Here is a 15,684-nt window from a genome sequence, read left to right as displayed (position 1 = left end):
ATAATTATAATATCATTAAATTTTATCATTGTAAAGTAATTAGCTAAAATTTATGATATCAAATTCTTTTTTCTTTTCTTTAATCCATTGAAGCATCTTAGGATCATTCCAAACGTCTAAACCTAAGCTAGCATATTTCATTGCTTCTTCCTCGCTTCCAAATCTAATTAAATTAGGTAAGGAATTCGGAACTCTTTTTTGTTTTAAGATGTATGGTATCACGTACGGGTTTCTCTTATATGCTCTTCTCAAGGCACTTTCCGCCGCTCTAATTTCATCAGTCTTATATAATAACGCCACTCTACTATAGTGTATAGCCGCCAAATTATCCTTTTCATATTTTTCTAATAGGCTTTTTAGTTGTGCATATCTTTTTTCAATTAAAAGCCAGTTAACTACTAAACTTCTAACTACTAATTCATCTTTCTCATCATATTCTAAAATTTCTAAAGCATTATCTATTGCAACTTCTTTTTGACCAGTTTCCCATAAATGGGTTGCTAAACTATACTTAGCTCCAAAAAGAGGCCTTGCTATTTTTAATCTAAGAAGCTCTGCCTGAGCATTTTTTAAATCATCTATTTTTAATGAATTCTTTGCTGCGTTAACTGCTTTTTCTAAAAGCTCTGTCTTCTGGTTATTATTCAAACTAGAATCTTTTGATAATATTATATATGCGTCTGCACAATCTTCATATACTTCTAACGCTTCTCTTGCATATTTCGCCTTATTTTTATAATTTTTTTGTTTCCATGCATACTCAATAATTCTTTGAGCTATTATATAATTTTTATCAACAGCAAATTTAAAAGGAACTGTTGCTTCATCATTAACAGTTTTATCAGCTTTTATTTTATCATTCATAGTTAATGCAACTTCTTCTTTAGCTCTTAGCATAGTACCTTCTGAAGTTTCTGCATCCTTATTTTCGCCTATTATCCATTTCTTATTCTCCTCTGATATATCTAATAAGCTTCTTACTTCCTTTGATTTACTAGAGCCTGTACTACTGCTAACGCCAAACTCTTTATATAAGTCAGCAACCTTAATATATGGCTCTTCTTTTGAATCAAATAAGTTATTTACAGTTCCTATAGCATGCACTATTCCTGCTCCCCATGAAAAGCTCTTCCCCTTTTTAAATTGTTCTTCATAATTTAAAAACAGCGTTTCTGTGGCTAGAACACAAATATTCTTATAATCTTCATTAAGATATTCATTTGAAAAACTCTTTATTTTTTCAATTATTTCTTCATACTTGCTAGCTATTCCGTTAGATAATTCTTGCATTTCTTCTTATAGCTCCTTTATAAAAATCTTTGACAAATTTGATTTTATCCTACAACAATTACAATTTGCAAGTATAGTCACCAAATTTATAATTTTCTTTTTATGTTTATAATATTCTATATAAAAACATTATAAATTCATTATTTATTTCGTCCATATTATATTATAACATATTAAATATATTTGTATCTACTTTTAAATTTTTGTGAATATTTTTGTTGTTTTAATTTATAAATTAGTATTTTATCAGTCTTAATTTACATATATTTTTCTAAAAATTTTAATCATAAAATCTTATCCTAAACTATTAGATAATACAAACCAGATTACTTTATAAAAATTGAATTATATTAACATATCTTTACAGTTTACCTCATAAATATATTTAATGATAACAATTTTAAATAAAGGAAAAGATATGCTAACAAACAGTTTATATAATTTATCCTTTCTACTATCAATGCCTTATGATAATCTTAATCTAATTTCTAAAAATGCGTATGATTTAGATGATACCATATTAAAAGAAATTTATCTAAAAAAATTATTCAACTTTGAATGGGCAAAAAAATTAAACTCTTCATTTAAAGACTATAAATTTGATTATGCCTATGATGTATTAGAACAAGTTCCAAGTTTTGTTAAAGTTAAACTTATTTTAAAAACTTCTTTTATTGTTAACAATTATCCTCAAAATATAAATTCAGTTTCAATAAATAAATATATACTCATTTTAGAATATTTACAAGACAAATGCAAAATACAATTTATAGCAGAGAATGAAGAAAATCCACTTTTATATGAACATATCCTAAACACTGATTTATCAAGCCTAATAAATGGACTTAATTTCGATCAAAACCGCAACATAAATGTATATAAGGATAAACTTTCATCAATTGATTCATTATTTGAAATGTTCATAGCTTCTAACTGGCTTTCTACTAATAACCATGATAAAAAAAGAGCTTCTAAGTTTAATGTCACAGCTGCCTGTAATTATGCTGAAAGATTTTCATTAAATTACAATCCTGAATACAAATCATTTTCTGGAATCGGAGGGGATTGTACTAATTTTATGTCCCAAATAATTCATGCTGGTGGTTTCAATCAAAATGCAACTTGGAAACCATATACTCATGCCTGGATCAGAGTTGAAGAATTATATGAATACTTAATAACACCAAAATTAAGAGCCACTAAGCTTCCAAATGACAAATCATTGGATAGAGGCTGTTTAATTCAATTTTACACTCCGTCTATAGGTCGATATTTTCATAATGGTTTTATTACTTATAGGCTTCAAAATGGTGATTGTCTTTATTGCTGCCATAGTTATGACAAATTGAATTATCCTCTCAGCCAAATTTATCCTAACAGGTATCCAAAACTCAGAGCCTTAAAATTTGATTGATATAACATATCTATTTTAAACTTGAAAGTATATTAATCCAAATGAGATACATGTTTGCTTGAGTTATACTAAAATATAGCTAAAAACAAAAAAGTAGGTTGTATCAAGATTTAGCTTGCTCCAATTTTAATTTGGCAAGCTGAACCTGAACAACCTCACTTATAATTAAATCAATTTTTAATGAGTTAACTAAGTTCATGAACCTCAATTATATATTTGAACTTTCACTTATGACAGCTAATTTTCAAATATATGTTTCATAACTATGTATCTTATTTCTTTGATTTATATATATGCTTAATTTTAATATTGTTTGTCTATATTATACAGTTATCTCACTCTTAATTTTTAATGCGTCTTCATTATTATTAATAATAGGATCTACATATTCATCTATAAACTCAACGACTTGACTTGGTGCTCTTCCAACAAACTTAATTGGGTCTATAATTGCTAGAATTTCTTCTTTAGATAAACCAAATGAATTGTCATTTATTATTCTATCAATCAGGTCATTATCTAAGCCTTCTCCTTTTACCCTTTGAGCAGCTGCCATAGAGTGAACTCTAATCTGTTCGTGTAATTCTTGTCTATCCTTACCTCTTTTAACAGCTTCCATCATTATATTTTCAGTAGCCATAAATGGTAACTCTCTTTGCACATGAGATGCTATAACTTTATCATATACTACCATATTTTCAGCAATATTTATGTATAAATTTAAAACTCCATCTAATGCCAAAAACCCTTCAGCAACAGATAGTCTCTTGTTAGCCGAATCATCTAGCGTTCTTTCAAACCACTGAGTTCCTGCTGTAATTGCTGGATTTAATGCATCCACTATTACATATCTAGCTAATGCACTTATTCTTTCACTTCTCATAGGATTTCTCTTATAAGCCATAGCTGATGATCCTATTTGATTTTTTTCAAATGGCTCTTCCATCTCTTTCATATTTTGAAGCAATCTCAAATCATTACTAAATTTGTAAGCACTTTGAGCAATTTCTGATAATGTATTTAATACGATAGAATCAAGTTTTCTTGGGTATGTTTGACCTGTTACTCCATAACTTTTTTCAAATCCCATTTTTTCTGCGACAATTTTATCTAAAGACTTAACTTTATTCTCATCTCCATCAAAAAGTTCCATAAAGCTAGCTTGAGTACCTGTAGTCCCCTTAACACCTCTAAGCTTTAATGTTGATAATAAAAAGTCTATATTTTCAACGTCCATTACTAAATCTTGCATCCACAATGTAGCTCTTTTTCCTACTGTAGTTAATTGAGCTGGTTGAAAATGTGTAAAGCCTAATGTTGGCATGTCTTTATATTCTAGAGCAAAATTTTTCAAATGATTTAGAACTGTAACTATTTTATTTTTAATTAGATCTAAAGCATCTCTCATTATTATGATATCTGTATTATCTCCAACATAACAAGATGTAGCTCCTAAATGGATGATTCCCTTTGCACTTGGACATTGAAGACCATATGCATATACATGACTCATAACATCATGTCTAACTTCTTTTTCTTTTTTAGCTGCCTCGTCATAATTTATATCATTGATATGTTCTTTTAACTCTTTTATTTGTTCCTCAGTTATATTTAATCCGAGTTCTCTTTCTCCTTCTGCTAAAGCTACCCATAATTTTCTCCAAGTTGTAAACTTCATATCATCAGAAAAAATAAAACTCATTTCCTTTGATGCGTATCTTGAATTTAAAGGTGTGCTATATAAATTTCTCATCAAAAAACCTCCACACGAATATATTTTATACTTTTTCTTTCAATATTCGTATTATATCATATTTTTTTCATTTTTGCCTATTTAATTTTAGAATTATTTACACTCTTTTGTATTTAAATTTATTTTACATTTTTGTTATTATTGTCTCTAAGAATCATATATATATACTAGTGATCATATTAAAGATTGGAGTGAAGAAATATGTGTAAGATAAGTATCTTAGATAAACTTTCCTTTTTATTAGTTCTTATAGGTTCATTAAATTGGGGAACAATAGGCTTGTTTAACCTAAACATAGCAAAATTAATTTCTATGAATATTACTATAATAGAAAGGTTTATTTACATTGCAGTATTTTTAGGTGCTTTAGATTTGTTTTCATTGCTATTTAGATGTAATTTAATAACGGATGAAGATTAGACTTCCACTAAAGATCTGCATGAGTAATCGATATCAAAAATTGTACTTATATAAATCATATAATACTTATAATACTGATGTACCAAAAAAGGTTCCATATTAATAATATGGAACCTTTCGTGGTATATTAGTCTTCTAAAGTTTGAACTAATTTAACTATTTCTTCAACAGCTAAAGCTTCGTCATCTCCTGAAGCTACAACCTTGATAGTAGCATCCTTAGTTACTGCTAAAGATAATACTCCGATTAAGCTCTTTACATTTGCTTTCTTGCCGTTATATTCTATGCTAACGTCTGACTTAAATGAAGAAGCCTTCTTAACTAATAATGTTGCTGGTCTAGCATGAAGACCAGATGAATTTTTTACTGTAACCTCTTTTGCTATCATTATATACACCTCTTTACAAAAAATTAATAAATATAGCATTTAACTATTATAGTATAATCGTTTTTATTGATAATTTCAACTGAAAAATTGCTGCTCACATCAGAATTTCGAAATAATTTTAATTATCTAGGTTGTACTATTAATTTTATGGCTGTTCTTTCTTCTCCATCTATTTGTATATCTGTAAAAGCCGGTACACATACTATATCTTTTCCACTTGGTGCAACAAATCCCCTTGCTATTGCAATAGCCTTAACAGCTTGGTTTATAGCACCTGCGCCAACCGCTTGAATTTCTGCAATGTTTTTTTCCTTTATTATAGCTGCTAGTGCACCTGCTACAGAATTAGGATTTGATTTTGTTGATACTTTTAATACTTCCATTTTTGTTATTCCTCCTAGAATTTAATATACAAATCGTTTACATTAAATATATTCTATATAATTCCTAAAATTCCTTTTAGAATTACTAAATTATTTTTTTCTTTCTAGGTATTTTGTTTCTTGCATATTCAATCATAGTTTAAATGAATTAATTCCACCTAATCTATAATAAAACGAAGTATATTTCATTGCTTAACAAAATATACTTCACTTTTTTATTTAGCAAAATCTACTGCTCTAGTTTCTCTTATGACATTAATTTTAATTTGTCCTGGATATTCAAGTTCTTCCTCGACACTCTTAACTAAATTACGTGCCAATTCAATCGTTCCAGCATCATCTACTTTATCTGGTTTAACCATAATTCTAATCTCTCTACCAGCTTGAATGGCATATGACTTTTCTACACCTTCATGTGAATTTGCAATTTCCTCTAACTTTTCCAATCTCTTAATGTATGCTTCCAATGTCTCTCTTCTAGCGCCTGGTCTAGCTGCTGATATTGCATCTGCTGCTTGAACTAGTACCGCTTCTAAAGATTGCATTTCTACATCTGAATGATGCGCTGCTATTGCATTTATTACTAATGGCGATTCGTGATACTTTTTAGCTAGATCTCCACCAATTAGAGCATGAGGCCCTTCTTGTTCTTGATCAACAGCTTTACCAATATCGTGTAGCAATCCTGCTCTTTTAGCTAAAGTAACATCTAAACCTAGCTCTGAAGCCATTAAGCCAGCTAAGTATGAAACTTCTATGGAATGCTTTAACACATTTTGCCCATAACTTGTTCTATACTTTAATCTACCAAGAAGTCTTATAATTTCAGGATGTAGTCCATGTACACTAGTTTCAAGAGCTGCTTGCTCTCCTTCTTCTTTTATACTACTTTCTACGTCCTTAGTTGCTCTTTCAACCATCTCTTCGATTCTTGCTGGATGTATTCTGCCATCCACTATTAACTTTTCTAGTGCCATTCTCGCAACTTCTCTCCTAATTGGATCAAAACTAGAAAGAATGACTGCTTCTGGAGTATCATCTATAATTAAATCAACTCCTGTTAATGTTTCCAAGGTTCTAATGTTTCTTCCTTCTCTACCTATTATTCTACCTTTCATCTCATCATTCGGTAGTGCAACAACGTGTACAGTTGATTCAGACACATGATCGGCAGCACATCTTTGGATCGCAGTCGTAATTACTTCTCTTGCTCTCTTGTCTGCCTCTTCTTTTGCCTTACTTTCAATATCTTTTATCATTAAAGCTGCATCGTGGGTAATTTCTTTTCTTATTTCATCTAAAAGAATCTCACGTGCATCTTCACTAGAAAGAGCCGATATTCTTTCAAGTTCTGCTCTTCTTTCTTCATAAAGCTTCTGTACTCTTGCTTCTACTTGATCTACCTCAAGCATTCTTTGATTGATTGTTTCGTCTTTCTTTTCAAGAAGTTCACTCTTCTTATCAAGTGATTCCTCTCTTTGGATTACTCTTCTTTCAAGCCTTTGAATCTCATTTCTTCTCTCACGAGATTCCTTATCAAAATCATTTCTTAATTTATGAAGTTCTTCTTTTGCCTCAAGGATTGACTCTTTTTTAGCTGATTCCGCTTCCTTTTTAGCTCTAGTCAAAACTTCTTCTGCTTCATTTTCAAGCGATTCAATCTTAGCTTTTGACGCATTTTGAATCGTTTTATAAACCACTATTCCTAATATTAATAGAACAACTATATCTATTAATATCATAAACGCTAGTTGCACATAAACACCTCCCAATTTAATATTTTCTCATTATATTACTAACAAGAAAGTATAGTAGGTGCCATATTCTTCTCACTGCATTCGGAATATGATAAACCAGTATTCCTTTTTATTCTATATTAAAAACAAAATTATGTCAAGTTTGCGCATATATCTGTTACGTGCTGTATTATGCTGTTAAATACTTAATATAGCTGCATATATATGAGTTAACATAATATATGCAGCTATATATTTATTAATAAATATTATAAAGTAAATTTATATCTATATTTAAACTTTCTATTTATTCAATACATTTTATTATTTTGTTTCTACATCAACTTTATCTTTATCTTTTATATCTTCCTTTGTTCTCTCTGGTGCAGCTCCCTTAAATAATTCAGCAGCCGGAAGATTATACTTTTCTCTAATTTGATTTTCTATATCTAATGCTACCTCTGGATTTTCTTTTAAATATATTTTAGCATTTTCTCTTCCTTGGCCTAATCTTATGTCTCCATAAGAAAACCAAGCTCCACTTTTTTGAACAATCTCTTCTTTCACTCCAACATCCACTATGTTACCAGTTCTTGAAATACCCTCATTATACATGATATCAAACTCTGCTTGCTTAAATGGTGGCGCAACTTTATTTTTCATGATTTTTATTCTTGTTCTATTACCAATAATAGCATCACCTTGTTTTATAGAATCTATTCTTCTAATGTCCATTCTTACTGATGCATAGAATTTTAATGCTCTTCCTCCAGTTGTTGTTTCTGGCGAACCAAACATAACTCCAATTTTTTCTCTTAATTGGTTAATGAAGATTGCAACACAATTAGTCTTATTTATTGATCCTGCAAGTTTTCTTAACGCTTGTGACATAAGTCTTGCTTGAAGGCCCATGTGCGAATCTCCCATTTCACCTTCAATTTCAGCTTTAGGTACTAATGCTGCGACTGAATCTACTACTAAAACATCAATAGCTCCAGAACGAACTAAAGCTTCTGCAATTTCAAGACCTTGTTCTCCTGTATCAGGTTGAGAGATTATTAAGCTATCTACATCAACACCAAGTTTTTTAGCATAACTAGGATCTAGAGCATGTTCTGCATCTATATATCCTACAGCTCCACCTTTTTTTTGTGCTTCCGCTGCTACGTGAAGCGCAATTGTAGTTTTCCCTGAACTTTCTGGCCCATAAATTTCAATAATTCTTCCCTTAGGTAATCCACCAATTCCAAGGGCTATATCTAAATCTAAACATCCAGTTGATATTGCTTCCATATTTGAAACATTATGATCGCCTAATATCATTACTGATCCTTTTCCAAATTGCTTTTCTATATGACTCATTGCACTTTCAATTGCTTTTAATTTTTCCGCATCTATATTTCCCATAATACTTATTAGCTCCCTTCTATCGAACTTATGTTCTGTATTTATTATAAATTAATTAAAGACTATAGTCAATAATTAATTCTAAGAAAAGCCCCTTCTTTGCTAGCAAAGAAGGAACCTTTTTAATTCATATCCATTTTTTTATATTTCTAAACATGGACCTTATATATTTTATTTATCGTAAGAAACAGCTTCTTTATTTTTCTTAAAGTAATCATAACCTGAAATTAAAGTTACTATAACTGCAATCATAAGCGCTATATTTGGAACTATTCCAAAAAATAGTTTTAGATAATGATTATCTATAACAAAAATTTTCAAAAGCCTTGCGTCATGTATATTAATTTTTAATAACAACAAAATTATTGCTATTATTTGTATGACCGTTTTGATCTTCCCCCACCAACTTGCAGCTATAACTCTTCCTTGCGCTGCTGCTATTGATCTTAAGCCTGAAATAGCAAACTCACGAGCAATTATAACAACTGCAGCCCATGATGGTACTACATGTAATTCCACTAAGGAAATTAATGCAGCTGTTACCAACAACTTATCTGCTAAAGGATCCATAAACTTTCCAAAGTTAGTTATTTGATTTCTGCTCCTAGCAATATATCCATCTAACTTATCAGTTAATGATGCTAAAATAAATATAAATGTAGCTATAAAGCTACCATAAGGTATATCTTTAACAGCTATAAACACTAAAAATACAGGAACTAAAAATATCCTAATTAAGGTTAACTTATTTGCAAGATTCATCCACAACAACTCCCACTAAATCATAATCCATATTCTCTATTATTTTTACCTTTACAAATTCACCATTTTCTATTTTTGCATTTGATTCAAATAATACATTTGCATCTATATCAGGAGCCATTTCATAGCTTCTTCCATAATAGCACTTTCCATTATATCCCTCAACAAGAATATCATATAACTTTCCAATTTTCAATTTATTTATTTCTTCTGAAATATTCTTCTGTAAAAGCATTAGAGCTTTTTCTCTTTCTTCTTTAACGCCTTCTTCTATTTGCCCATCCATTTTAGCTGCTGGAGTATCTTCTTCTTGGGAATAAGTAAACGCTCCTACTTTATCGAGCTTATATTCTTTTAAGAAATCAATAATCTCATTAAAATCTTCCTCAGTTTCGTTTGGAAATCCCACTATAAATGTTGTTCGTATAACAATTCCAGGAACTTTTTCTCTTAAAATTTGTATTTTATTTATTATATCTTTTTTGCTAGTTTTTCTTCCCATAAGTTTTAAAATCTTATCACTTATATGCTGTATAGGTATATCTAAATATTTTACAACTTTTTCATTACACGCAATTTCGTTTATAAGTTCATCATATATCTCTTCCGGATAACAATAAAGAACCCTTATCCATTTAATTCCTTCAATTTTAGATAATTCCTTAAGAAGAACATGAAGATTCTTTTTTCCATAAATATCACTGCCATATAAAGTAGTATCTTGAGCTATTAGTATAATTTCTTTTACTCCACTCTCACTCAAATCTCTTGCTTCATTTATAATATTTTCCATCTTCCTACTTCTAAATTTTCCCCTTATTTTAGGAATTATACAATATGTGCAGAAATTATTACATCCTTCCGCTATTCTTATATACGCGCTCTCTCTTTGAGTTGTAATAATTCTCTTTCCTTCATTAATATTTTCATCTGAATAATTTAAAAGTTCCGTTGCCAATTTATTTCCTTCTATGAATTCAGTTATAATTGCATTTATTTTATTATAATCATTAACCCCTAGCATTATATCTATTTCGGGTATTAATGTTCTCAACTCTTCTCCGTGTCTTTGAGTAAGACATCCTGTAGCTATAAGCAGTTTGCATTTATAGTTAATTTTATAATTAGCCATCTCTAAAATTGTATCAATGGATTCTTGTTTAGCACTCTCTATAAATCCACATGTATTCACTATAATTATATCTGCATTTTTAGGATTATTAGTTATCTCATATTCATCACTCATCTTGCCTAGTATTATTTCTGAATCAACTCTATTTTTGTCACAGCCTAAGCTTACCATTCCAACTTTATATTTGTTTGAAGCCTCTTCATTGTATTTTTCTTTATTCTTAGCTATTTCTATTTTAATTTCGCTCAACTTCTTATATCCTCCTACGTTCTAATAGTCTTAATTATAACAAATTAGAACTACATTTTACAAGTTGCTATTATATATACTGCTCCTATATCTCATAAAAATCGCTTATTATTTTAGTTTAAGAGAGTTAGATTAAAAAAGTTAACACAAAGTTTAATTTTATTTCATAATTAATTTAAGATTAAAATCTTAAAATCCGAAAATATTCTTCATTAATTTTCATCTTCATGTTCTTCACCTAATAGCTGCTGCTTTGTAATAAGTACCTGCCTTGGCCTGCTTCCATCTTTTTCTGATATAATGCCTCTTTCTTCTAACTGGTCCATGATTCTAGAAGCTCTATTAAATCCTATCCTAAACTTCCTCTGAATAAACGAAGTTGATGCTTGACCATACTCCACTACAACATTTATCACTTCATTAAGTAATTCATCTACATCACTATTATTCTCATTTGTATCTACAGACCTTGAATCTGCTGCATTATTAATATGATCCATTATATCTTCTTCATAGCTAGTATCACCTTGTTCACTCTTAATAAATGATATAACTTGCTCTACTTCTTCTTCAGATATGAAACAACCTTGAACTCTAAGAGGTTTACTTTCTCCTACTGGATAATATAACATATCACCTTTTCCTAAAAGTTTTTCTGCTCCAGACCCATCTAAGATAGTTCTAGAATCAATTTGAGATGATACCGCAAATGATATTCTAGATGGAATATTAGCTTTAATTACCCCTGTTATTACATCTACTGATGGCCTTTGAGTTGCTATAACCAAATGCATACCTGCCGCTCTTGCCATTTGTGCTAATCTTCCAATGTAATCTTCCACATCATTAGGACATACCATCATAAGATCAGCAAGTTCATCTACTATAATAACTATATATGGGAGTTTTTGTTCTATTATACCCTTATTGAATAATTCATTATACGACTCCATATTTCTAACTCCTGAGTCTGCAAAAAGTTTATACCTATTGGTCATTTCATTTACTGCCCAGTTTAGAGCTGCAGCCGCTTTCTTAGGATCCGTAACAACCGGAATTAAAAGATGCGGTATTCCATTATAAACATTTAACTCAACAACCTTTGGATCTACCATCAGAAGTTTAACTTCTTCTGGATTATATTTATATAACAAACTTATTATAAGAGAGTTTATACATACACTCTTACCAGAACCAGTTGCCCCTGCAATTAGTGTATGTGGCATCTTACTTAAATCTCCCACAACACATTTCCCTGAAATATCTTTTCCTAGAGCAAATGCAAGCTTTTTCTTAGACTCGATAAATTCATCATTTTCTAGAACTTCTCTCAAGAAGACTGGTGTTTGTTTTCCATTTGGAACTTCTATACCAACTGCCGCCTTACCTGGAATTGGAGCTTCTATTCTTATTCCCGACGCCGCTAATCCCAAAGCTATATCATCCGATAGATTTACTATCTTACTAACTTTGACGCCTGGACTTGGCTGAAGTTCGAATCTTGTAACTGATGGACCTTTCGTAACTTGAGTAACCTTAGCATCTACTCCAAAATTAGATAATATTTCTTCAAGTTTATTAGCATTCTCTATTAATTCTTTTTTATCACTGCTATTAAGTTTTGTATTTGAATTTAATTTTAATAATTCAAAACTTGGATGCTTATATTCTTTAGTTTCTTTTTGTTCCATAATATGTTCTTGTATCTCTTTATTTACCACTTCTTTAACATCATTATCTAAGTTTTCTTTTTTCTTAGTATGGCTTTGCGTAGGTTTTTCTAAGAAACTATCTATCTGAATATCTGATGATACTTCAGCTTTTGATATGGGTGAAATTTCTGTATCCTCATTAGTATTTTTCATAAAATCTAGAATTTTTATTTTCTTTTCTACACCTGAAAGGAATGCTTGTTTTTCATTTTCCCTATCATCTTTTTCTACTATATTTATAAAGTTCTCTCTAACTGGTTTCTGTTCATCCCTTACTCTTCTACTTCTTCTACTATTTCTTATTTTTTCACCTTTATTGTAAGCCTTTATCCCTAAATCATACAAAGTAATATCGAAAATTAACGTGATAGCAATTATCGAAAACGCAAGAAGAACTATATACGTCCCCAGGGCCCCTATAATTTTATACATCGGATAACATATAAGATATGCCATTATCCCACCATGAGGAGTCTGTGAGCTATCATTAAGTATAATCTTAACATTTTCGAAAAAACTACCTTGACCATCTAAGCTTTGAATATTTATTGTCCCAAATGTCAATATAGTAACTGCCACCAATATAGTTATTCCAAAAAAATTCTTACTTAATTTAATATTCCCTCTTGTTTTTATATATTGAAACCCAAAATATATCAAATAAATAGGCAATGCATTTGCACCTATTCCGATTACTACATATGATACTCTTTGTGCTAAAGATGATAATATTCCAGCTAAAGAAGTGTATATTGCTATACCAAGTATTATCCCTGTTGCAATATACACTATTCCTACTACATCTGGATTTATTGTATTTTCATCTTTTTTACTTTTTGTAGTGCTATGTTTGCCTTTAGTCCTACCCACCTTAAATCACCTCATATTTTTATTTCTACATAAGATAGCAATTCTCCTTTAATAAGATAACACTAAAAACAAAAATCGGCTATAGATTTTTTCTATAACCTTAAAAATAGACTACTATTTTTCTATGAGTTCATTAAGTTTACTTAAAGCTTCTCGTATTCCTCCAACCTCATCAATAAGACCGCATTCAACTGCTTGCTTTCCAATTAACATTGTTCCTACATCATTTAACAAATCATCTGTTTGAAGCATAAATCTCTCTAAAGTATCTGGTTTTACATTTGATGTTCTAACTATGAATTCATTTATTCTTTCCTGCATTTTTTTAAAGTATTCAAATGTTTGTGATACTCCAATCACAAAACCATTCATTCTTACTGGATGAACGATCATTGTTGCAGATGGTGTTATAAATGAAAAATCTGCTGATGTAGCAAGAGGTACTCCTATGGAGTGTCCTCCTCCAATCACTATGGACACTGTTGGTTTTGACATACTTCGAATCATTTCAGATATAGCTAAACCTGCTTCCACGTCTCCTCCAACAGTATTTAATACTATAAGCAATCCTTTTGACTCATCATTTTGCTCGATATCTATTAATTGAGGTATAATATGTTCGTATTTTGTGGCTTTTGTTTGCGGCGGAAGTACTGAATGTCCTTCAATCTGCCCTATTATAGATAAAACCTGTATTCTTTTATTCGGAGTTGCTAATGTAGTATTTCCAAGTTCTTTTACATTTTCTATCTTATCCTGTACTTCTGATGTGTTTTTATCTTCCTTTTCTTTCTCATTGCTATTTAAAATATATTTCTCCATAAAATAATTCCTCCTATACTCTTTTTATTTTGTACAGTAGGAATTATTTTATTCATAAGTGAAATTCCAAATCTATGATTTGGTTAATTGAACTTACTCCCTATAAAACTCAAGGAACTCAGTGCATCGAGTTTCCTTTATATTAAAGTTTAAAAGTTTTATGTAAAACATTTATTGCTTCTTTTTCGTTTTCAGAGTGAACCAAGCACCAGATTGTCATATGTGAATCTGCTGTTTGTAGTACTTCTATATTATTATCACTTAATGCCTTGATAATTTTAGCCATTACTCCTGGTATTCCCTTCATTCTCGAACCAATAACCGCTACTTTGCTACAGTTATCTATCAAAGTGTACTTTAAATTCGCATTGTTTAGAACATTTTCTAAAATCTCTTTATCTACTTGATTTATAGTGAAAATCTGTTCATTAGGAAATATATTTATTAAATCTAAGCTTATTTTATTTGCCGCTAATAAATCTAGTACATTTTTATATTTCGCATTTCCTTGATTTTCTACAGCCCTGATAGAAATCTGAATTCTATTCTTTTGACTTGCAATTCCTGTCATTATCCTATCATTACCTTTATCTCCAAAGTTGTTTATTAAAGTTCCTTTACTATTGCTCATAGTATTTTTAATTAATATAGGAATATTGCCTTCCATTGCAACTTCTACAGCTTTTGGATGAATTACAGTTGCGCCCTTATCCGCTAATTGGAATACTTCGCTATAACTTATTACATCAATTAAGTTTGCATTTTCAACTATTCTTGGATCCGCCGTCATAATTCCATCTACATCAGTATATATTTCAATAGCTGAAGCTTTAAGAGCTACTCCTAAAATAGAAGCTGTTGTATCACTCCCCCCTCTACCTAAAGTAGTTAAATATCCATTTTCAGTCATTCCTTGAAATCCAGTCACTACAGGAATTCTTCCTTGAGACACTAACTCTAATATTTTTTTAGGCTTCACCTCAATGCACGTTGCATCTGTAAAATTATTATCAGTCAATATCCCCGCTTGTCCTCCAGTAAGTGGTACAGCATCAATTCCAGCATTATATAAATCATTACTCATAACAACTGAGCTAATAATCTCTCCACATGTCATTAATAAATCTTGTGCTAACTTATTTGCATTTTTAAATTTGTCATTTATCAGAGATAATAATGTATCCGTTGCATATGGCTGCCCTTTTCTCCCCATAGCTGATACTACTACAACAGGACTATAGCCTTCTTTAATAGCATTTTTAACTTTTTCAATCACTTTCTTCCTATTTTCTTCAGTAGACACTGAAGTTCCTCCAAACTTTTGTACAACTACTTTCATTAAATTT

At 30.3% G+C, this 15,684-nt stretch carries 13 protein-coding genes; 2 read left to right on the top strand and 11 right to left on the bottom strand.

The genetic code is table 11. The annotated features are described in order from the left end of the window. Positions 1-39: 39 nt before the first annotated feature. Positions 40-1,290, bottom strand: a complete 1,251-nt coding sequence (locus tag T483_RS0124790; RefSeq protein WP_026889243.1) for a DUF6398 domain-containing protein — start codon at positions 1,288-1,290, stop codon at positions 40-42. Between the two features lie 388 nt (positions 1,291-1,678). Here T483_RS0124790 and T483_RS0124785 point away from each other — a divergent pair, with 388 nt between their 5' ends. Then, positions 1,679-2,704: an amidase domain-containing protein gene (locus tag T483_RS0124785; protein ID WP_242841926.1), complete on the top strand. Its 1,026-nt coding sequence runs from the start codon at positions 1,679-1,681 to the stop codon at positions 2,702-2,704. 322 nt (positions 2,705-3,026) lie between these two features. Here the strand turns inward: T483_RS0124785 and purB are convergent, their stop codons facing one another. Beyond that, positions 3,027-4,457: an adenylosuccinate lyase gene (gene purB / locus T483_RS0124780; RefSeq protein ID WP_026889241.1), complete on the bottom strand. Its 1,431-nt coding sequence runs from the start codon at positions 4,455-4,457 to the stop codon at positions 3,027-3,029. A 201-nt stretch (positions 4,458-4,658) separates the two neighbouring features. Here purB and T483_RS0124775 point away from each other — a divergent pair, with 201 nt between their 5' ends. Then, positions 4,659-4,877, top strand: coding sequence for a DUF378 domain-containing protein (locus T483_RS0124775; RefSeq protein WP_026889240.1), 219 nt, complete (start codon positions 4,659-4,661; stop codon positions 4,875-4,877). A 127-nt stretch (positions 4,878-5,004) separates the two neighbouring features. Here the strand turns inward: T483_RS0124775 and T483_RS0124770 are convergent, their stop codons facing one another. From T483_RS0124770 to dapG, 9 genes are all read right to left on the bottom strand, one after another. Next, entirely contained in the window at positions 5,005-5,265 is a 261-nt protein-coding gene (locus T483_RS0124770) for an HPr family phosphocarrier protein (RefSeq protein ID WP_011968555.1), read from the bottom strand. A 122-nt stretch (positions 5,266-5,387) separates the two neighbouring features. Beyond that, the gene (locus T483_RS0124765; protein ID WP_009169189.1) at positions 5,388-5,648 is read right to left on the bottom strand and encodes a stage V sporulation protein S; all 261 of its coding nucleotides are present in this window, start codon (positions 5,646-5,648) and stop codon (positions 5,388-5,390) included. A gap of 215 nt (positions 5,649-5,863) precedes the next feature. Further along, the gene (gene rny / locus T483_RS0124760; protein ID WP_026889239.1) at positions 5,864-7,405 is read right to left on the bottom strand and encodes a ribonuclease Y; all 1,542 of its coding nucleotides are present in this window, start codon (positions 7,403-7,405) and stop codon (positions 5,864-5,866) included. A gap of 303 nt (positions 7,406-7,708) precedes the next feature. Further along, positions 7,709-8,791 carry a recombinase RecA gene (recA, locus tag T483_RS0124755; protein WP_026889238.1) on the bottom strand — a complete coding sequence of 361 codons (1,083 nt, stop codon included), beginning with the start codon at positions 8,789-8,791 and terminating at the stop codon, positions 7,709-7,711. Between the two features lie 171 nt (positions 8,792-8,962). Then, positions 8,963-9,553, bottom strand: a complete 591-nt coding sequence (gene pgsA / locus T483_RS0124750; RefSeq protein ID WP_026889237.1) for a CDP-diacylglycerol--glycerol-3-phosphate 3-phosphatidyltransferase — start codon at positions 9,551-9,553, stop codon at positions 8,963-8,965. After that, on the bottom strand, positions 9,537-10,856 hold the full coding sequence (gene rimO / locus T483_RS0124745; protein ID WP_196244925.1) for a 30S ribosomal protein S12 methylthiotransferase RimO: 1,320 nt from the start codon (positions 10,854-10,856) through the stop codon (positions 9,537-9,539). Before rimO ends, pgsA begins: the two co-directional genes overlap by 17 nt. A gap of 290 nt (positions 10,857-11,146) precedes the next feature. Further along, positions 11,147-13,516, bottom strand: a complete 2,370-nt coding sequence (locus T483_RS0124740; protein ID WP_026889235.1) for an FtsK/SpoIIIE family DNA translocase — start codon at positions 13,514-13,516, stop codon at positions 11,147-11,149. A gap of 114 nt (positions 13,517-13,630) precedes the next feature. Next, complete coding sequence (locus T483_RS0124735; protein ID WP_026889234.1) at positions 13,631-14,338, bottom strand: ClpP family protease; 708 nt, start codon at positions 14,336-14,338, stop codon at positions 13,631-13,633. A gap of 142 nt (positions 14,339-14,480) precedes the next feature. Then, positions 14,481-15,677: an aspartate kinase gene (dapG, locus tag T483_RS0124730; protein WP_026889233.1), complete on the bottom strand. Its 1,197-nt coding sequence runs from the start codon at positions 15,675-15,677 to the stop codon at positions 14,481-14,483. Between the last annotated feature and the right edge of the window lie 7 nt (positions 15,678-15,684).

The sequence above is a fragment of the Clostridium beijerinckii HUN142 genome (genome assembly GCF_000621745.1).
GTDB classification, from domain to species: domain Bacteria; phylum Bacillota; class Clostridia; order Clostridiales; family Clostridiaceae; genus Clostridium; species Clostridium beijerinckii_A.
The sequence above is the reverse complement of the archived record's forward strand: the minus strand, read 5'-3'. Positions and strand labels throughout refer to the sequence as shown.